Source organism: Paenibacillus macerans (assembly GCF_900454495.1).
Lineage (GTDB): Bacteria > Bacillota > Bacilli > Paenibacillales > Paenibacillaceae > Fontibacillus > Fontibacillus macerans.
Genome location: NZ_UGSI01000001.1, coordinates 1,403,218 through 1,420,910 on the forward strand (window position 1 = coordinate 1,403,218; position 17,693 = coordinate 1,420,910).

At 53.7% G+C, this 17,693-nt stretch carries 19 protein-coding genes and 1 riboswitch; of the genes, 5 read left to right on the forward strand and 14 right to left on the reverse strand.

The features are described from left to right. Positions 1-151: 151 nt before the first annotated feature. Both DYE26_RS06445 and DYE26_RS06450 read right to left on the reverse strand, forming a co-directional pair. Positions 152-1,402, reverse strand: coding sequence for an MFS transporter (locus tag DYE26_RS06445; RefSeq protein WP_036623036.1), 1,251 nt, complete (start codon positions 1,400-1,402; stop codon positions 152-154). Between the two features lie 17 nt (positions 1,403-1,419). Continuing rightward, positions 1,420-1,875, reverse strand: coding sequence for a CBS domain-containing protein (locus tag DYE26_RS06450; protein ID WP_036623038.1), 456 nt, complete (start codon positions 1,873-1,875; stop codon positions 1,420-1,422). A 172-nt stretch (positions 1,876-2,047) separates the two neighbouring features. On the opposite strand from DYE26_RS06450, the gene DYE26_RS06455 reads away from it, so the two are divergent. The 3 genes from DYE26_RS06455 to xerS all read left to right on the forward strand — a co-directional run bounded on the left by DYE26_RS06455 (position 2,048) and on the right by xerS (position 4,332). Beyond that, positions 2,048-2,494: a MarR family winged helix-turn-helix transcriptional regulator gene (locus DYE26_RS06455; protein WP_036623039.1), complete on the forward strand. Its 447-nt coding sequence runs from the start codon at positions 2,048-2,050 to the stop codon at positions 2,492-2,494. Between the two features lie 78 nt (positions 2,495-2,572). Continuing rightward, positions 2,573-3,247, forward strand: coding sequence for a spermine/spermidine synthase domain-containing protein (locus DYE26_RS06460; RefSeq protein WP_036623040.1), 675 nt, complete (start codon positions 2,573-2,575; stop codon positions 3,245-3,247). Beyond that, complete coding sequence (gene xerS, locus DYE26_RS06465; RefSeq protein ID WP_036623042.1) at positions 3,244-4,332, forward strand: tyrosine recombinase XerS; 1,089 nt, start codon at positions 3,244-3,246, stop codon at positions 4,330-4,332. Before DYE26_RS06460 ends, xerS begins: the two co-directional genes overlap by 4 nt. Before the next feature lie 71 nt (positions 4,333-4,403). On the opposite strand, the gene mobB is transcribed toward xerS, so the two are convergent. Genes mobB through DYE26_RS06490 form a run of 5 tightly spaced genes read right to left on the reverse strand, consistent with a single transcriptional unit; the run spans position 4,404 to position 8,197 of the window. Further along, positions 4,404-4,907, reverse strand: coding sequence for a molybdopterin-guanine dinucleotide biosynthesis protein B (mobB, locus tag DYE26_RS06470; RefSeq protein WP_036623044.1), 504 nt, complete (start codon positions 4,905-4,907; stop codon positions 4,404-4,406). A gap of 26 nt (positions 4,908-4,933) precedes the next feature. Then, positions 4,934-6,205 carry a molybdopterin molybdotransferase MoeA gene (locus DYE26_RS06475; protein WP_036623045.1) on the reverse strand — a complete coding sequence of 424 codons (1,272 nt, stop codon included), beginning with the start codon at positions 6,203-6,205 and terminating at the stop codon, positions 4,934-4,936. After that, the gene (lpdD, locus tag DYE26_RS06480) at positions 6,202-6,531 is read right to left on the reverse strand and encodes a prenylated flavin chaperone LpdD (protein WP_036623046.1); all 330 of its coding nucleotides are present in this window, start codon (positions 6,529-6,531) and stop codon (positions 6,202-6,204) included. The genes DYE26_RS06475 and lpdD overlap by 4 nt, the downstream gene beginning before the upstream one ends. Before the next feature lie 35 nt (positions 6,532-6,566). Continuing rightward, positions 6,567-7,505: a dihydroorotate dehydrogenase gene (locus DYE26_RS06485; RefSeq protein WP_036623048.1), complete on the reverse strand. Its 939-nt coding sequence runs from the start codon at positions 7,503-7,505 to the stop codon at positions 6,567-6,569. Then, on the reverse strand, positions 7,502-8,197 hold the full coding sequence (locus tag DYE26_RS06490; protein WP_036623050.1) for a dihydroorotate dehydrogenase electron transfer subunit: 696 nt from the start codon (positions 8,195-8,197) through the stop codon (positions 7,502-7,504). Before DYE26_RS06490 ends, DYE26_RS06485 begins: the two co-directional genes overlap by 4 nt. A gap of 151 nt (positions 8,198-8,348) precedes the next feature. Here DYE26_RS06490 and DYE26_RS06495 point away from each other — a divergent pair, with 151 nt between their 5' ends. Further along, positions 8,349-9,179, forward strand: a complete 831-nt coding sequence (locus tag DYE26_RS06495; RefSeq protein ID WP_227872758.1) for a polysaccharide deacetylase family protein — start codon at positions 8,349-8,351, stop codon at positions 9,177-9,179. 79 nt (positions 9,180-9,258) lie between these two features. Here DYE26_RS06495 and DYE26_RS06500 read toward each other — a convergent pair whose 3' ends face one another. The 7 genes from DYE26_RS06500 to DYE26_RS34775 all read right to left on the reverse strand — a co-directional run bounded on the left by DYE26_RS06500 (position 9,259) and on the right by DYE26_RS34775 (position 15,751). Further along, the gene (locus DYE26_RS06500; RefSeq protein WP_036623051.1) at positions 9,259-9,954 is read right to left on the reverse strand and encodes a 3D domain-containing protein; all 696 of its coding nucleotides are present in this window, start codon (positions 9,952-9,954) and stop codon (positions 9,259-9,261) included. Positions 9,955-9,959: 5 nt separating this feature from the next. Continuing rightward, a riboswitch (cyclic di-AMP (ydaO/yuaA leader) is annotated at positions 9,960-10,135 on the reverse strand. Positions 10,136-10,608: 473 nt separating this feature from the next. Then, complete coding sequence (locus DYE26_RS06505) at positions 10,609-11,523, reverse strand: transposase (protein ID WP_051985447.1); 915 nt, start codon at positions 11,521-11,523, stop codon at positions 10,609-10,611. Between the two features lie 582 nt (positions 11,524-12,105). Further along, positions 12,106-12,828, reverse strand: a complete 723-nt coding sequence (locus DYE26_RS06510; protein ID WP_036623053.1) for an amino acid ABC transporter ATP-binding protein — start codon at positions 12,826-12,828, stop codon at positions 12,106-12,108. Beyond that, positions 12,815-13,477 (reverse strand): amino acid ABC transporter permease, encoded by a 663-nt coding sequence (locus DYE26_RS06515; protein ID WP_036623054.1) that lies wholly within the window; start codon positions 13,475-13,477, stop codon positions 12,815-12,817. The genes DYE26_RS06510 and DYE26_RS06515 overlap by 14 nt, the downstream gene beginning before the upstream one ends. Before the next feature lie 98 nt (positions 13,478-13,575). After that, complete coding sequence (locus DYE26_RS06520; protein ID WP_036623055.1) at positions 13,576-14,430, reverse strand: transporter substrate-binding domain-containing protein; 855 nt, start codon at positions 14,428-14,430, stop codon at positions 13,576-13,578. Positions 14,431-14,603: 173 nt separating this feature from the next. Next, positions 14,604-15,449 (reverse strand): 23S ribosomal RNA methyltransferase Erm, encoded by an 846-nt coding sequence (gene erm, locus DYE26_RS06525; RefSeq protein WP_036623056.1) that lies wholly within the window; start codon positions 15,447-15,449, stop codon positions 14,604-14,606. A gap of 257 nt (positions 15,450-15,706) precedes the next feature. Further along, the gene (locus DYE26_RS34775; protein WP_115311283.1) at positions 15,707-15,751 is read right to left on the reverse strand and encodes an erythromycin resistance leader peptide; all 45 of its coding nucleotides are present in this window, start codon (positions 15,749-15,751) and stop codon (positions 15,707-15,709) included. Between the two features lie 188 nt (positions 15,752-15,939). Between DYE26_RS34775 and DYE26_RS06535 the strand changes: the two genes are divergently transcribed. Then, entirely contained in the window at positions 15,940-17,685 is a 1,746-nt protein-coding gene (locus DYE26_RS06535; protein WP_115311187.1) for an alpha-glycosidase, read from the forward strand. The last annotated feature ends 8 nt before the right edge of the window (positions 17,686-17,693 follow it).

Sequence of the window (17,693 nt, forward strand, 5' to 3'; positions counted from 1 at the left end):
TGATCACTGATTATAAGCAAACAAAAGCCCCGCTAGAGGGCGGCGTGATAAACCGTAAGGTCTAATCGCTGCCCGCAAGCGGGCCTCAGTACAGTTAATCTAGTGAAGTAAATTAATTCATGCCATTAATCTCAAGGTGCTAATACGGCGGTTAATGCGCCGATTCCACCTGGTCGACGTGCTGCACATGTTTGCGGTTTAATGCAATGAACACGACCGCCAGCATGACGAACCCGGCTCCGACGATGAACGGCACGTGCGGGTTGTACCATTCGGCGAGCTTCCCGGCCAAAAACGGAGCAACCGCGCCTCCCAAAAAGCGGAGAAAGCTGTAGGAGGCGGACGCGGTGGACCGCTCTATCGGCGCTGCGTTCATGACCGCCGTCGTGATCAGCGTATTGTTGTTGCCGAGCAGCGCTCCGGCAAAAATAACGGCGGCGATGATCACCCAAGGTGAATTCGTCCAAATGCCCATCGCCAGCAGCACTAAAGAGAACAGGAACAGCATCGCGCACATCGATTTGAGGGTGCCGAATTTTTCCTGCAGTTTCGGCGCGGTGCCGACCGAAGTGATGGCCAGCAAAATCCCCCAAGCCAGGAAGACGTAACCCAGCCCGTGCTCATCGAGTCCCATGACAAACGGAGCGTAAGCCATCAGCGTGAAAAAGCCAAAGTTGTAAAAGCAAGCGGTCAGCCCCAATACGACCAGGGGGCGGTGTTTCATCGCCTTAAACGGGGCCAGGATCGAGGTGCGGGAGCGTGTGACCTCCCCTTTGTTCTCCTTGGGCATCAGCAAAATGAGTCCAATGAATGCGATGACCATCAGCGAGGCGACGCCGAGAAACGGGCCTCTCCAGGAAATGGCGCCAAGCCAGCCCCCGAGCAGCGGTCCGACTGAAATGCCCAGACCAACCGCCGCTTCATATAGGATGACCGCTTTGCCCGTGCCGCTGCTTGACAGCGTAACGATAGCCGATAACGCGGTGGCCACGAACAAAGCGTTGCCGAGGCCCCAGCCGCCGCGCAGCCCGATGATCGTCCACACGTCGCCGGCCATGCCCCCAAGCGCCGAAAAGACGGCGATGACGACGATGCCGGCCAGTAGCGTCCATTTGATGCCGATGCGGGACGAAATCGCCCCCGTAATCAGCATGGCCACCGCCATGACGGCGTTATAGCTCGTAAACAGTAGGGTAACCTGGCTGGGCGTAGCGTTCAGGCTTGCGGAAATCGCCGGAAGGATCGGATCGACGAGACCAAGACCCATAAAGGCGATGATCGAGGCAAAAAAAACAGCCCATACGGACTTAGGTTGTTTCAGCAAGCTTGGTTCCCCAAGCTCCAAATGGCTTGATGTACCGCTTAGCGGCGCGGTTTTGGCCGATGATGTAGATGATGACATATAATCTTCCTTTCGTCTTACATTAAAGATTTGAAGGAATGCCGGATGACATCCCCGCGGCTGATGATGCCCACGAGCACCCCATTACGCTCGACGGGAAGCTTTTTGATTTGCTTTTTCCCCAATATCGCCGCAATGTTCTCAATTTCTTCATCCCATGAAACTTTAATGACTTTCTTTTTGCCGATTTCCATCACGTTGAGATCCAGCAATCTTCGCGCTCTTTCCTCGTAAGCTTCCTGATCCCCTTTGAAGACGGCCACATAATAGATCGAGTCAACGACAACGTCGCGATGTTTGCCGATGTAGCGCATGATGTCCCCGTCGCTGATATATGAAACGATTTCGTTTCGTTCGTTCACGACGGGCAGCCCGCTGATCCGATGCTCGATGAACCTTTCAATCACCGAACGGACCGTATCGCTTTCCTTCACTTTGTAGACCTGCTTGATCATCATTTCATGCGCTTGCATGCCAATCCCCCTAATCCATATAATTGTATTATACAACTACTTGTTGTTTTGTCAAGGTTACGGGCGGGCTTCCGCCTCCCTCCCAAGTCTTGCCCCGCCTGGTTTCATTTCAAATTCTCTAGTCGATATGTTACGATAAAATTATATTAAAAAGCTGTGAGGTATTCATGATATGGATCAAACTTCCCTGGAAACCATCGAGTTGGAAATCGCCATCTTATACCGCCGGATGACCTTCGTGACCGCGGCGAAAAAAAACGGCAACCTCGATCGTTCCGCCTATTTGCTGCTGCATCACATCCGCTCCTTCGGCTCCATCGGCGTCAAGGCGTTGGCCGACGAATTTCAGCTGGATATCTCCACCGTTAGCCGGCAGACCGCCGCCCTGGAGCAGAAAGGCTACGTCAAGCGCACGCCCGATCCCGAAGACCGCCGGGCCTATTTTTTGGAAATCACGGAGCTTGGAACCACGGAATATCTTGCTTACAAGCTGGGCCGGTTAAACCGGATCAGCGAACTGCTCAAAGACTGGTCCGACGAGGATGCCCGGCACTTCGGGCGGTATTTGGAAAGATTCAACCAAGCCCTGCTCGATCATTCCAAATCGAATGAGAGCTAAAGAGTCCAATCGAACCACAGCAAACGCAAAAACTGTACATAATTATTGTTATGTTAACTAAATGGGAGGTAGTTATTGATGAACGATACCCATCATCCCGCCGAAATCATCGAACGCGCCTCTACTCCGCGCGGGGAAATCCAACTGCAACGGCGCGGCGAATTTTATGAAATCATCAGCAACGGCACGTTTCTGATGGCCACCTATAACGGAGAATCGGAACGTCTGCTGGTGCGCCGCGCCCTGGAGCAAGCGAAGGCTCCCGGCAAAGTGCTGATCGGCGGTTTGGGCGTCGGCTTTTCGCTGCAGGAAGCGCTCTCGGACCCGCGGGTACGGGAGGTTACGGTCGTCGAAATCGAGACGAAGGTAATCGAATGGAACCGCACCGTCCTGGCCCCCGTTTCCGATTATGCCTTACGTCATCCGAAAACCAGGCTGGTGCACGCCGATCTGATCGCCTGGATTCGGGAGACCGACGAAACGTTTGACCTGATTTGCCTCGATATCGATAACGGCCCGGACTGGAAAGTGTTCGACGGCAACGCGTCGCTGTACGATAACCGGGGACTGCAAGCTTTGGGCGCGCGGATCAACCCGGACGGCTGCATTACTTTTTGGAGCGCCACCCCCTCTCCGGAGTTCGCCGGGCGGCTGAACGCTTTTTTCGGGAATGTGGAAATCCGCAAAGTCCCGCAAAGCCACCGCGATCCGGATTATGTGTTTCTGGTGCGGGCTGGAGGTGCCGGCCAGTGAATGTTCAGAAAACGATCGACCGTAAAAAGCTGGACGAAAAAACGCCGCTTATGCCCTGGTTTGTACAGCAGTTTATCGATTATAAGCTGCCCGACCTGTCTCCTTCCACGCTCCTGGAATACGTTCGGGACTATGAGCAGTTTTTCGGCTGGCTGCGGGCCGAAGGGTTGACGAAGGCCGAAACCAACAAGGAAATTTCGCTGACCGATCTGGAGACGCTGCGCATGGAAGATGTGGTCGGCTACCGCTTGCACTTGACGACCCGGACCGATGGGACGAATTCGAAAATCACGGTATCGCGCAAGATGTCGTCCCTTCGTTCCCTGTTCCATTATTTAAGCCAGATCGCCGAGGATGAAAATTTTTACCCGCTGCTGAAACGCAACATTATGGCCAAGGTAGAGATCAAACGCATCCACAAGCCGAAGGATACGGCGGCCAAGCTGAAGGGGAAAATCCTCGAGGAGGACGAGCTGCTCGAATTTATCGGCTACATCGCCGAAGGCTACGGCCACGATATCGAAGGAAATAAGCAGGCGCTTTACGCTTACGAGCAAAATAAAGAACGCGACGCCTGCATCGCCAGCCTGATCCTGAATTCGGGGCTGCGGGTGTCCGAGGTCGTGAACCTGAACGTCGACGACCTGGACTTGAACAATAAGCTCGTTTATGTGTACCGCAAAGGGAACAATGACGAAACGTTCAAAACGCCGGTCTATTTCCGCGAGCAATCCAAAGACGATCTCGCTCATTATTTAACGCTGCGGCAAACGCGTTACCGCACGCCGAAACGGGAAAAAGCGCTGTTCGTCGCCGTCCCCAACGGGCAAAAGGAAGGCAAGCGGATGACAAAGCGGGCCATCCAGGCGATGATCATCAAATACGCCAAGCGGTTCGGCAAACCTTATCTGACCGTGCACAAGCTCCGCCACTCCTTTGCGACGGACTATTATTTGCAAAACGACATCTACAAAACGAAAGAGCAGCTCGGACACGCCTCGACGGAAACGACTGAGGTTTACGCCCATCTCACCGACAAAACGATGTCCGAAGCAATCGAGCGCCGGATCAGCGGCGGATCGTAAAAAATCCGTCTGCCGGCCGCCGTACGCGAAAAAGGACTCCCCCGCATTTTATGCTGAGAAGTCCTTTTTGCTTAGACTAGGACATTTTGCTTCAGAAACGACAATATCCCGTCCACATCGTTCCGCTCAAAGCAGCGAAGTCCAGGCCGCGGCGGCTTGTCCGGATCGGGGAGAGCCTCTTCCCTGTACACCGCGGCGCAAACCCCGCCGAGCTCCGTCAGCAGATGCTCGTCCTCGGCGGAGCGGATGAACACCATTTTCGGATAAGGCTCGCGCTTGAAGCCTTCAATAATAATAAGATCATACGCCTGAAAATGCCCGATCAAGTCCGCCAGCGGCGTTTCCCGCTCCTCCACGATCGCCGTGCGCCATGGCGAGACGATGGCGGCGGCGGAAGCGCCGGCCTGGCGGTGGCGGTATGTATCGGTCCCTTCCCGGTCGACCTCGAAGCCGTGGACATCATGCTTGATGACGGCAACGCGAAGATTCATGGCATGAAACATCTCCACAAGACGGGCTATTAACGTTGTTTTACCGCTGTTTTTATAGCCGACGATTTGGATGATCGGCGCCATTTCGTTAACCTCCTTGTCCAAAGCGCTCAAAGAGAAGCGCCCGGAAGCTTCAGCACGGTGACCATTTCCCCGGCTTCCCTCGCTTCGCCGGAAGGAGGAATGACAATCAGCGCATCGCTGTCCTTAATCGTGATCATCACGCCCGATTCGTCAAGCTCGGCCGGATAAGCGTAAAGCTTGCCCTCGCGCGCTTCCAGCCTCCCCCGGACGAATCGGGTAAAGTTGTTGATTTTCTTGTATGGCCGGCCTAGCTCCGCCGTCATTTCCGGCAAAAACGGCTGCAAAACGCCAAGCATCCGGCCGATCGCCGGGCGCACGAACAGCTCGAAGCCAACAAAGCAGGCGCCGGGATTACCGGATAACGCGAACAGCAGGTTCCCGTCCTTCACGGCGGCAGTCGTCACGCTGCCGGGACGCATCGTCACTTTGTTGAACAGCATTTCCACCTCGCCGCCGGACACAAGATCGGCCATAATGTCGAAATCGCCGACGGAAACGCCCCCGGTGGTGATCACCGCATCGTAATCGGCAAACGCCGCCCGCACCCGCTGGCGGGCCAGCTCCAGATCGTCGGGAATCGCCTCCAGCATAAACGGCTCCGCACCCGCGTCCTTAATCTGACTGGCCAGCATGTACGCATTGCTGTTGCGAATTCTTCCGTCCTGCAGCGGTTCGCTTATAGCCAGCAGCTCCGAACCGGTGGAAAAAACCGCGATCCGCGGCTTTCTTACGACAGGCACCCGGTCGATCCCAAACGTTGCGAGCACGGAAATTTCTCCGGCCCCCACCTTGCGCCCGGGCTCCAAAATGACCTCTCCCGCGGCAAGCTCCAGCCCGACGGGAGTAATATTCTTGCCCGGGTCGATCTCCCGAATGAGCCGGATATACGTTTTGCCGTCCTGCCGGATCGTCTCGGTCATTTCAAACATGACCACAGCGTCGGCTTCGTCCGGCACCTTCGCCCCGGTCATAATCCGCGCCGCCGTTCCCGGCGCGAGCGGTACGGAAGGCAGAGAGCCGCAGGGGATCTCGTCCACCACCTCCAGCAGAGCCGGGCGGTTCGCGCCGCAGCCCTGCGTATCCCGGCTGAGGATGGCAAAGCCGTCCATCCCCGACCGGCGAAAATGCGGATACGGATGGGGGGCTGTCACACGTTCGGCCAAAATCCGTCCTTGCGCGTCCGGCAGCGCTACGGTTTCTGCCGGCAGGCGCCGGGCATAAGGCAGAATCCGTCCCTGCGCGTCCGGAACCTGCAGCGCTTTGCGGCGAAATTTGTCTTGCTGCGAATCGGTAGTCATTTTTTAACCTCCTGCAAATAATCATCCAGTAAAGCGGAGGCTTTTTGCGAAACGGCCAAAATTTCCGCCTTGCTTAAATCATCGTAATGGATTCCCATGACCACGGTCACCGTCCGATTCAGCGCCGCGGCGGCGCGGCGGGCGAAATCCTCGCTTAGCGTGTGCTCTTTGTGGCCGGGAACGGCCGAGGTTTGCACGGTAACGCCCCCTTCCGCCGCGTAAGCGGTGGACGCCGCGCCGATATGGACCTCGCCGCCGCCGATCGTGAGCAGCAAATCGCGCCCCATCGGAATCGCCTCCAGCTTGATGTCGTCAAATGTCAACATGCCGCAGCCTCCTTTTCTCCATGTATAACCACATTTTAAAGGATTCCGCGGATTTCGTCCAAATTTCGGATGCCTTCCGAGCGCATAAACTCGGTCAGCCCGGCAACCAGTTGCTCGCCCGCGCACGGCTGCACGAAATTGTAGGTCCCCACCTGCACAACGGCCGCTCCCGCCATAATAAACTCGATGATATCCCCGGCGCTGCCGATACCGCCCATGCCCATCACCGGAATCGTAACGGCCCGGCACACCTGGTGGACCATCCTTAATGCGATCGGCTTGATCGCCGGCCCCGACAATCCGGCGTACAGGTTGTCGAAGACGCTGCGCCGCCGGTAAATGTCGATTTTCATTGCCGAAAACGTATTGACCAGCGAAACCCCGTCGGCGCCCTCCTCCTGGCACATTACGGCCATCCCGGCAATGTCTTCGGCGTTCGGCGACAGCTTGACGATCAGCGGCAGCTTCGTGGCCGCGCGCACCTCGCGGACGACGCCGCGGGCGATCTCCGTTTTGATCCCGTAGGCCATCCCGCCCTCCTTGACGTTGGGGCACGAGATGTTTAATTCGATCATGTCGACCGCCTGACGTCCCTCCCGCTTGCGCCAGGCGGCGTCCTCATCGATCAAGCGCGCGCCCTCCGCGTATTCCTCGAGCGTGTTCCCGCCCAAATTTACGATACGCGCCAAATCGAGCGTTTCCCAATACGGACATTCATCGCGGAGAAAAGCAGCGACGCCGGGATTTTCCAAGCCTACGCTGTTGAGCATTCCGGAAGGCGTTTCGGCCGCGCGCAGGCCGTCGTTTCCCGCCTTTGGACGGAGGGTCAAGCCTTTGCCGCTGATCCCTCCAAGCTTGTTGATATCGTACAGCGCACCGTACTCCCGCCCGAAACCAAACGTACCGGAGGCCATAACGACCGGATTCTTAAAGGAAACCCCGGCGATGGCACAGGACAAATCGATCCCGCTCATGCAAAAACCACCTCCTCCACCGGAAAAATGGGGCCGTCCGTACACGCCTTTTTCCGGCCGTCCCGGCATTTCACGCTGCACACCAAGCAAGCGCCGATGCCGCAGGCCATCCGGTTTTCCAAAGACACGTACACTTTGGCCCGGCTTCCCGCGCTTGCCTGCTTTTGCTGCACGGCTTGCAGCATCGAATGCGGCCCGCAGGCGATGATTGTGTCATAAGCGTCAAAATCGGCGCGGTCGAGTATCGAACCGCCCACATCAACGATAGTCCGGCCCGCGGATGCCTGGCGAAACTCTTCGACCATGTACGCTTCCCGGCTGAAGCCGAGATATACGTCAGCCTGTGGCGCCGTTTTGAGGGCAAAATAAAACGGGGCGATACCGATGCCGCCGCCGATGAATGCCGTTTTTCCCGTTAGCGAGGGAAAGCCGTTGCCGAAAGGCCCTTCCATCCGGAGCGGATCGCCAGGCTTCAGCTGAGAGATCAGGCTGGTTCCTTCCCCGGCAATCCGGTACAAAAATCCGATCCGGTCCTCCGTCAAATCGAAAATGCTGATCGGCCGCGACAGCAATGGATACCGTTCGCCGGCGCGGAGCATATAAAACTGGCCCATTTTCCCGGCAAAGCTGCCTTCCGCCGTCAATAAAAACACGTCATCGGCAACCCGCCTGTTGCTTACCACGATAGCCATCAAATCCACCTCTTCCTTACGTCTGCTTCATCAAAGGATGCAATTTTTCGGGAAGAACGTCTGTGATGTTTTTCATAATTGTGTCTTTATAAATCCCGTTAAAGATGGGCATACCAAATCATAACAGTACCCGGACGAAGGAGGAAAAATGTTGACTACCCTGTTCAGAAACTTCCTGATTTCCGTTTTCATTCTCGCAGTAATCGGGGGCAGCATGCCCGTCGTATCGGTTTCTTCCGAAACGTCCCGCGTTGCGGCTGCTGCGCTGCAGCCCGGCGACAAGGAAGCAAAAGCTCAAGCCGCCCGGGCGGACGCCAAACCGAAGCCGGCCGATTTAAGCGAGCTTCGGCGCAAATATTCCGAAACGTTCAAATTTCGCGGACCTGAGGTCAAGCAAGTGGCGCTGACGTTTGACGACGGGCCGGATCCGAGATTTACACCGCAAATTTTAAACATTTTACAGAAGGAAGGTGTGAAGGCGACCTTTTTTATTGTCGGCAACCGGGCCAAAAAATTCCCTGCCCTGGTAAAACGGATACGCCGGGAAGGCCACCTGATCGGCAATCACTCCTTTGGCCACCCGAATTTCGGAAAACGGTCGCTCAAGCAATTTCAAACGGAAATTTTGCGTACGGAAAAAATCATTCAGCAAACCGCCGGGTACCGGCCCAAGCTGATCCGTCCTCCTTACGGCGAAATCCGGGAGCCGCAAATTAAATGGGCAAAGCAAAACGGCTACACCATCGTCAACTGGAACGTGGATTCGCTGGATTGGAAAGGGCTGAACAAATCCAAGGTCGAAAACAACGTGCTCGGCGCCATAGAGCCCGGTTCGATCGTTCTTTTTCATGCCGGCGGCGGAGTAGGATCCAATTTAAACGGTACGATCCAAGCTTTGCCGGACATTATCCAAACGCTGCGGGACAAAGGTTACCAGTTTGTCGATTTGGCCGAATTGCTAAATACGGCGAAGTATAGATAAAAAAGAAAAGCGCGAGCATCAGACCCAATGGTCTAGCGCTCGCACTTTCTTTACTGGATCTACATATAAGCAAACGAATTTACTTCAACACGTACAGGGTGACATCCTGAAACCCGAACGATTCGACGGATTTGACGCTGCCGGGAATGAAGATGTCGATGCGGTTGCCTTTGATCGCGCCCCCCTGATCGCTGGCCGTGGCCACAAACGCCTGCTTCGGCAAGCCATCATGATTATATCCGGTGACCAGTACCTTCGTTCCCATCGGAATCACGTCCGGGTCGACGGCGATCGTGCCCAGCTTTAACGGGTTTCCGAAATAATCGACCGCGCCCCATTTTCCGTTTTCGTCGGCGGCCGCCGAGTATGCCGATGCTTTCACCTGAATCGTATGGGAATAATTAAACGTTTTGCCCCAGGCTTCGACGACTTTGTCCGATGGCAATACGGTCGGCCCCGACACCGCGTCGGCTTTCATCGTCTTTGCCGCGGGAGCCTGGTTCGATTCCGGCGCCGCTGCTTTCGCTTCGGGAGCCTCCATTTCCGGAATCATCAACTTCAGCCCCTCGTATATATTGCCGGGATCAATCCCCTGATTGGCGTTCATCAATTGCTCCAAGCCGACTCCGTACTTTTTGGCCAACAGATAGAAGGTATCTCCTTCTTCCGTCGTATGTACCGCATCCGCGTGCACAGGTACCGTCTGTAAAACCGCCGCCAAACTTGCGGCTACCAACGTTGTTTTTGCAATCTTCGAGAATAAGAGATTTTTCATGCTGTTCTTCCTCCTTTTATACGCCTGCGGAGTTAGTTGTCGGATTCGGGAAAAAGGATTATCCCCGGCGCCCAATGCGAGCGCTTCACCCCAAGAAAACCGGTCACGTTTCGTTTAACGTTCCGTTATTCGCTGAATCATCCCCCGCACCTGCCGAGGCAGGTTTTGGCTATCTAAATATATCACAATTTTGTAACCAATTGGACAGGAAATAGTATCCAAAACGCGCAAACCCGCATTCTGCCGCTATTATTTATTTATGGAATCATGTAAAAAAAGTAACAACTCATCATGTTGTAACGTACAAACAAGCTTCTAGCCAATCTTGAGGAAAGGGAAGGCCGGTGGGGTGGTCGGCAGATTAACATCCGCTGTCCGGACGGCTTTGCACGATTATCCCGTTTGATCAGGAAGCAGAGAAGAAGATGTGTTGTTCGGGAGAAGCAGATATGCTTGGGAAAAGCAGATATGTTCGAGATCAATAAATCTGTTCATAGATCATTAGCCAGGTTCGGGAAAAGAAGGTTTAGGAGAAGTGAAGTGAAGCAGACCTGACGGGAGAATGGGGCAAGACAACGGAAAAAAAGAAAAAACCGTGATCTTGCTGCAGTCTGAATCCGTTTGTGCAATGTCCGTAGCGTTCAATCATTTCTATCAGGCTGCAGCCGCAAGGGACTGATTCGGTTGGCGTGCGATCAGCCGGCGGTAAGGAATCGCCGGAATTGCCACACACATGCGCAGCAACTTCTGCCGCAGCGTTTCTTCCGCTCCGGGCAGTCCTCCGGACAGGCGCAGCCGGCGGCGTATGGTGTATTCGTTCAGGTACGCCTGCAGATGCTTCAGTCCCAAGGCTCCATACGTACCCTTCAGCGATTCCCACGCCTCTCTCACCACTCTCCGCAAGGGCGCATATAGCCGAAAGGCCTGAGAGAACAACTGCACCGCCGATGTACGGACATCCACATGCCCGCCAATAAACACGGTTAGATCGCGACGGTTTGCCCTCTTTTCGCCTCCCCGCTTATGCGGCACCAGGCGGATTTTGACCTGCTCCGGCTCGCCCGACTCCGTGACCGTGCATCCCGCTACGACCGCCGAGGCGTACGGATGCGAAAGCTGACACCGGGACGGATTACGCCCATACTGATCGCTGTTCACCTTCACGTCTCCGGAGAGCAGCTCCCGGGCATCGAACTCCCCCACGGCATGACGTATTTTGTGCAGCATCGACCAGGCGGTTTTGTAGGTGACCCGGATCACCTTGCTCAGCCGCAGCGCCGAGATGCCGCCCGGGAGCAGGAATAAATCCAGGGCCTCGAACCACTTGAGCAAGGGCAGATGCGTTCCTTCAAAAATCGTGCCGACCAAAGGAGATGTTTGATGCTTGCACTTTCCGCACTCGAACAAAGGGATATGCCGGGAAGACAGACGGCTGCACCGGGTGTAAGCGCAGCGCGGGCAGACGAAGCCGCTTGGCCACTTCATCGCGATCAGCGCCTCCATGCAGTCCTGCTCGCTGTTAAAACGGCTGCTGAATGGTTGAAGTTCCGTTTCCGTATTGACTTCCATATTCGCTCGCCCCCGAATCAAGAATACACGAACATAAATTCCATTTATTTCATTATACCAAACACGTGTTCTCTTATCAAGCCAAAAATCTCACCTGAACCGCCTCATTTTTTCCCCCTTTTTTTGTTTTTTGTTCTCTCTTTTTTGGAACCCTTGCTCTAACCCCCACCCCCTGCTCCCTGCTCCTGAAAGAAGGGGATAATCGTGCAAAGGCAGGCAGCAGGCAGGAACACCAAGGCAGGAACACCAAGACACAAACGCTATAGACAGCCACCTCAGTCCGTCATCCTGGAATCAATAGAGCCAAAGTCATCATTTATTTCTTCAAGCACCGATCTCGATTTTTGAGCTAAAAAACTTCTGAAGTGGCCTTCAGCATTGATCTTTCGACTGGTCTTGAGCTGAGGTAACAGCATTTCATATATAGACGCCTTGAATAGAGAAAACGAGGTCGAGTTTACGAATTAAAAGTGAACTCCTCGAAAGCAGGATTCTGCTAAATTAAGAGGAGTTCACTTGATATCAGAAGAAAAAATATGGTGAAGTGAAATAAAAACATATGAGGATACTAGCTTAAAGGCACTACAGCACTTTGCTTAAAAAATCCTTCGTGCGCTGGTGCTGCGGCGCGCCAAACACCTGCTGCGGCGTCCCCTGCTCGAGAATCACGCCCTGATCCATGAACAGGATGCGGTCGCCGACCTCGCGGGCAAAGCCCATTTCATGGGTGACGATGACCATCGTCATCCCCCGTTCCGCCAGGCTCTTCATCACGTCCAGCACCTCGCCGACCATTTCCGGGTCAAGCGCCGAAGTAGGCTCGTCAAACAGCATGACGTGCGGCTCCATCGCCAGCGCGCGGGCGATCGCGATCCGCTGCTTCTGTCCGCCGGATAGTTGGGCAGGATACGCGTTCCGCTTATCCTCCAGTCCGACCGTCCGCAGCAGTTCAACGGCGATCTTCTCCGCTGAGCTTTTCTCCATTTTTTTCACGCGAACCGGAGCCAACGTAATGTTGTCGATCACCGTTTTGTGCGGGAACAGGTTGAAATGTTGAAACACCATGCCCATTTTCTCCCGGGTTTTGTTGATGTTGTGGCCCTTCCCGGTAATCGATTCGCCTTCAAACCGGATTTCGCCTTCCGTCGGAACCTCGAGCAGGTTCAGACAGCGCAGAAACGTACTTTTCCCCGAGCCGCTGGGGCCGATGACGACGACGACTTCGCCTTTGGAAATCTCCAGGTCGATCCCCTTCAAAATGTGCAATTGGCCGAATTTTTTATGCAAACCTTTAACGGTGATCACTGGTCTTCAACTTCCTTTCGAACACGCCCAAAATACGGGACAGCGTAAATGTCAAAATAAAGTACATGATCGCGATGATCAGGTACGGCGTCATGCCGTCGTACGTAATGGTCACGACCGATTGCGCCTGGAAAATCAGCTCGGCCGTCCCGATGATCGATACAATGGACGATTCTTTGATGATCGTGATGAATTCGTTGCCGATCGCGGGAAGCACCGATTTGATCGCTTGGGGGATGATGATATGCCGCATCGCCATTCCCTTGGTCATCCCAAGCGATCGTGCGGCCTCCCCTTGCCCGCGGTCCACGCCTTGGATGCCGGCGCGGAATATTTCCGCCAAATAAGCCGAACTGTTGATCGACAGTGTAATCGCCCCGGACTGGATCGGCGAAAAGTTGATGTCGAACATAAACGCAAACCCATAGTGAATGATCAGCAGCTGCACCATCATCGGCGTGCCGCGCAAGAATTCCACCCAGGCATGGCCGAGAAAACGCACGATCCCCCAAGGAGACATGCGCAAGAGTGCGATGATCAGCCCCAGGAAAAAGCCGCAGACCACGCTGATCGCCGCCAGAAGCAGCGTATACTGCACACCGGCGAGAAAATAACTTCGGTATTCCATAAACATCGAAATCAAATTCATAAAGCCTTCATTCCTCCTCGTTTACCTCAAACCCTTACGCAAAAAAACAGAAAATAGCGAAATGGGCTTCGCTATTTTCTGCAGGTTGCAATCCGCCATTATTTCTCAGCCAGTTCACTCGCTTCGGTGACGAACTTATCGATGCTGCCGTCGGCAATCAAGCGGTCCAGCGTGGAATTCACCTGATCCAACAGCTCCTTGTTGCCTTTCTTCACGCCGATCACGTAACCTTCGTCTTCGTTTTCCGGTGTAGCGTCGGTAATGACAATCCCTTTGACGTTCTTGACGAACGATTTCGCTACAGGGCCTTCCAGTATCGCCGCATCGACGCGGTTGGTATTAAGCTGCATGACGATATCGCTGATTTTGGCCAGCGAAGTCAGTTTGGCGTTCGGAATTTTCTTAGCCATTTCTTCCTGGATAGAACCCTGCTGCACGCCGATCTTAGCGCCCTCCAGCGATTCCATGGTGGCGAATTTGTCTTTATCCGCCTCGCGGGTGACTACCGCCTGTTCGGCTTTATAGTAAATTTTCGACATATCGATTTGCTTAGCGCGCTCCGGCGTCGGACTTAAACCCGAGATAACCAAATCTACCCGGCCGCTCGCCAGCTCGTTAAGCAGGGAGTCGAACTTCAAATCCTTAATCTCCAGCTTCGCGCCCATGTCTTTGGCGATTTCTTTGGCGATCTCGACATCGAAGCCGACGATTTCATCCTCGCCCTGCTCGTTTTTAATATGGAACTCGTACGGCGGGAAATCCGCGCTCATGCCAATCGTTAATGTTTTGTCCGTTTCGTTCGTGTCGGGTTCGGCCGCTTGTGCACCGTTTTGCGTCGTTTGACCGGCCTTGTTGCCGGCCTGACCCGCGCCGTTATTTTTTTCCTGTCCGCAGGCCGCCAACACGAAAGTCAGCATCAAGACAGCTGTTAGTAATATGCCCCATTTTTTCATTCGTCTCTCTCCTGTCCTTTTCTTCACAAATTAATAACGTGATCATTACTGGGCTAATTATAAATCAGTTTGTATATATATGCAAAGGATTTTCGTGCCATTCATCAGATTTTCACACATATCCGGCCTCCGCTCTGCCAGCGCCCCTCCAATTATAATACTTTGGTCAATTATCACCGCTTTACTCTCGGCCATTTATGGTACGGTACATATTGAACCATGGTTTGATAAACAATCCCCCATTGCTCTTCATTGAGCGTACCGACAGGTTTTTCATTTTCGATGTTCAGCTTTCTCCGCAATAGCTTCATTTGCGGCGGTGTGAAAATTCCGCGAAAAGCAAACTCAATCGGGGATTCCGGTTGCTTGAGCGCATATTCGGCAAGCCCGAGAAAAACGCTGTAGCCTTTTTGCGGTAATACAGGTGCCCGTTTTCGAGTGATCATTACCATGGCCGAGTCCACACTTGGCGGCGGAGAGAAATCATCTCTCGATATTGCTTTGACAAAACGAATATCAAACCACATTTTCCAAACTAGAACATAAGAATTTTTCATGAATTTTGCGGTGAAGCGCCTGGCCGCTCCCTTTTCCATGATGATGATGCCCCTTTGCAAACCGCTTGCAGGATTGTTCAGCAGCAGCTTCATAATGGGCGTTGTGATCGAATACGGAATATTGGAGACAACAATAAACTTTTCTTTTGGCAAACGGATTTTCATAATATCTTGATGAATCACGATGGTATTGGGCTGATTTGCCGTTTTCTCCTTGAGGATCTCGACAAATCGGGCATCATATTCTACCGCCAATACCTTTTTGGCTTGTTGATTCAGCACCGTCGTCAAAGCGCCCTTTCCGGCTCCCAGCTCTAAAACCGTGTCTTCACCTCCGACCTTTGCCCGATCCACAATTTCATAAAGCAACTTTTTATTGTGCATTAAATGCTGTCCGGAAAAATTGGGAGGCTCCCCGCGGCTTAGCTTTCTTCCACTGTACTTATGCTTTCTTTTGGTCATATGATCTCCACCTTTCGCAATAAAAAAATCACAGGCAATCCGCCTGTGATCAGAGTAAAGGGAAGAAGACCCATCCTAATTCGAATTAGAGGGTTAGCTGAAGAAAGCTGTCGCCAAATAAAAATAAAAAAGAAAGGCAAAGTGAGCTGCCTTTCTGCATAATTACATATTTCTATGCGCAAATGAGGATTATTAAAAAAGGACAGACTTATCCCGTTTACTCCGTATACACAAACGGAGCCTTTGAACGTATTAAATTAACGGTTCAAAGTTGGGAAACGAAGTCTTATCGATTGTGTCACTTTTTAATAATCCTCCTTAAAGTTTTTAAAATTACAATGCAGATTATATAAGGCCATTAAATAAAAGTCAAGTATACCGGCCCTTCTCGACCGGCTAACCTGTCACCCCCGGTTCATGCTCCGCGGAAAGTTTGGGAATAATGGGACCATGAAACCAATACTCGATGAGAAAAAGGAGGCGTCGCCCCGTGCTGCTTGAAGCGCTTTATCATGTCCCCCGGGACAAGTGGGCCTACGCCTACGACCCGGCAACGATTCATCTTCGCATCCGCACGAAACGGGATGATGTGGAGCGGGTTTTCGCCCTGACGGGCGACAAATACGACTGGAAAGGCACCTATCAGGAGCTGGCGATGGAAAAAGCGGCGCATGACCGGATGTTCGACTATTGGGAGGTGTCGGTCCGGCCAAGATTCAAGCGACTGTCGTACGCCTTTAAACTGGTAGCCGGAGCCGAAACGGTATACATGCAGGATTCGGGGATTCAAACGGAGGAGCCGACCCCTCCCGGCGAGTTGTTCGAATTCCCGTATATCCACGAGATCGAGGTGTTTAAAGTCCCGGAATGGGCCAAACAGGCGGTCTTTTATCAAATTATGCCGGAGCGGTTCGCCAACGGGGATCCGTCCAACGATCCGAAACCCGTTGAGGCCTGGGGCGGAAAGCCGACCCGGGAAAATTACTTCGGCGGCGATCTGCAGGGCGTCCTTGACCATCTCGACGATCTGGTCGACCTCGGCATCACGGCTATCTATTTCACGCCTCTGTTTGCCGCGCCCTCCAATCACAAATACGATACGATGGATTACAAAAAGGTCGACCCGCACTTCGGCGACAATGCGCTGCTGAAAAAGGTCGTCGAATGCTGCCACGAACGGGGCATCCGCGTCGTGCTTGACGCCGTGTTCAACCATTGCGGCGAGCAGTTTCCGCCGTTTCAGGACGTGCTGAAGAACGGGGCCGCTTCTCCATACGCCGACTGGTTCCATGTCAACCAGTTCCCGGCCCGCGTGGAAAACGGATTTCCTACGTACGATACGTTCGGTTTTTTTCCGAAAATGCCTAAATTCAACACCGCCAACCCCCGGCTGAAGGAATATTTGCTTGGCGTCGCCGAGTACTGGATCAAAGAGATCAAACTGGACGGCTGGCGGCTTGATGTGGCCAACGAAATCGACCATCATTTTTGGCGCGAATTCCGCCAGGTCGTCAAAAAGGCCAACCCGGACGCCTACCTGATCGGCGAGGTTTGGAGCGATTCGCTCAATTGGCTGCTTGGGGATCAATTCGATTCGGTCATGAATTATCCGTTTGCCGACAAGGTGCTGGAATTTTTTAACGGCGGGATGGACGGCTGCGCGTTTTCCGATGAAATGGGTGCCCTGATTATGCGTTATCCCCAGCAAACGAACGAAGTCGTGTTCAACATGCTGTGCAGCCACGACACCCCCCGCCTGCTGACCCGGGTCGGCGGCGACAAGCGCAAACTGAAGCTTTGCGTCGTGTTTTTGTTTACGTACATCGGGACGCCGTGCGTGTTTTACGGCGATGAGATCGGCCTGACCGGCGAGGGGGACCCGGATTGCCGCAAATGCATGGAATGGGACCGCAGCAAGCAGGACCGGGAGCTGTACGACTTCTACAAATTGATGATCGCGCTCCGCAAAAAACATATCGCGCTGCGGCAGGGACGTTTCCGTTTTCTTCATGCCGAACACGGGGATCCGTGCATCATTTATGAACGCATGGACGAGCTCATGCATTTTACGGTCTGGATGAACAATACGCCCGAACCGCGAACTTTAACCCATCCGATGCAGACAAGCGATTGGCGCGACGGCCTTACCGAAGAGCCGGTCGCGCCCGCGGGCGGGGTCATGAACGTATCGCTCGACCCCTACGGCTTCCGCATTTTGTACCGGCGTTTAAAATGAACCGGAAG

What these genes read in the sequence shown, in the direction of transcription:
- DYE26_RS06460 (WP_036623040.1), top strand. Translation starts at nt 2,573, where the DNA reads ATGAACGATACCCATCATCCCGCCGAAATCATCGAACGCGCCTCTACT.
- DYE26_RS06520 (WP_036623055.1), bottom strand. Translation starts at nt 14,430, where the DNA reads ATGAAAAAATGGGGCATATTACTAACAGCTGTCTTGATGCTGACTTTC.
- DYE26_RS06505 (WP_051985447.1), bottom strand. Translation starts at nt 11,523, where the DNA reads ATGGAAGTCAATACGGAAACGGAACTTCAACCATTCAGCAGCCGTTTT.
- DYE26_RS06490 (WP_036623050.1), bottom strand. Translation starts at nt 8,197, where the DNA reads ATGGCTATCGTGGTAAGCAACAGGCGGGTTGCCGATGACGTGTTTTTA.
- DYE26_RS06450 (WP_036623038.1), bottom strand. Translation starts at nt 1,875, where the DNA reads ATGCAAGCGCATGAAATGATGATCAAGCAGGTCTACAAAGTGAAGGAA.
- DYE26_RS06515 (WP_036623054.1), bottom strand. Translation starts at nt 13,477, where the DNA reads ATGAATTTGATTTCGATGTTTATGGAATACCGAAGTTATTTTCTCGCC.
- DYE26_RS06485 (WP_036623048.1), bottom strand. Translation starts at nt 7,505, where the DNA reads ATGAGCGGGATCGATTTGTCCTGTGCCATCGCCGGGGTTTCCTTTAAG.
- mobB (WP_036623044.1), bottom strand. Translation starts at nt 4,907, where the DNA reads ATGGCGCCGATCATCCAAATCGTCGGCTATAAAAACAGCGGTAAAACA.
- DYE26_RS06475 (WP_036623045.1), bottom strand. Translation starts at nt 6,205, where the DNA reads ATGACTACCGATTCGCAGCAAGACAAATTTCGCCGCAAAGCGCTGCAG.
- erm (WP_036623056.1), bottom strand. Translation starts at nt 15,449, where the DNA reads ATGACCAAAAGAAAGCATAAGTACAGTGGAAGAAAGCTAAGCCGCGGG.
- DYE26_RS06445 (WP_036623036.1), bottom strand. Translation starts at nt 1,402, where the DNA reads ATGTCATCATCTACATCATCGGCCAAAACCGCGCCGCTAAGCGGTACA.
- lpdD (WP_036623046.1), bottom strand. Translation starts at nt 6,531, where the DNA reads ATGTTGACATTTGACGACATCAAGCTGGAGGCGATTCCGATGGGGCGC.
- DYE26_RS06500 (WP_036623051.1), bottom strand. Translation starts at nt 9,954, where the DNA reads ATGAAAAATCTCTTATTCTCGAAGATTGCAAAAACAACGTTGGTAGCC.
- DYE26_RS06455 (WP_036623039.1), top strand. Translation starts at nt 2,048, where the DNA reads ATGGATCAAACTTCCCTGGAAACCATCGAGTTGGAAATCGCCATCTTA.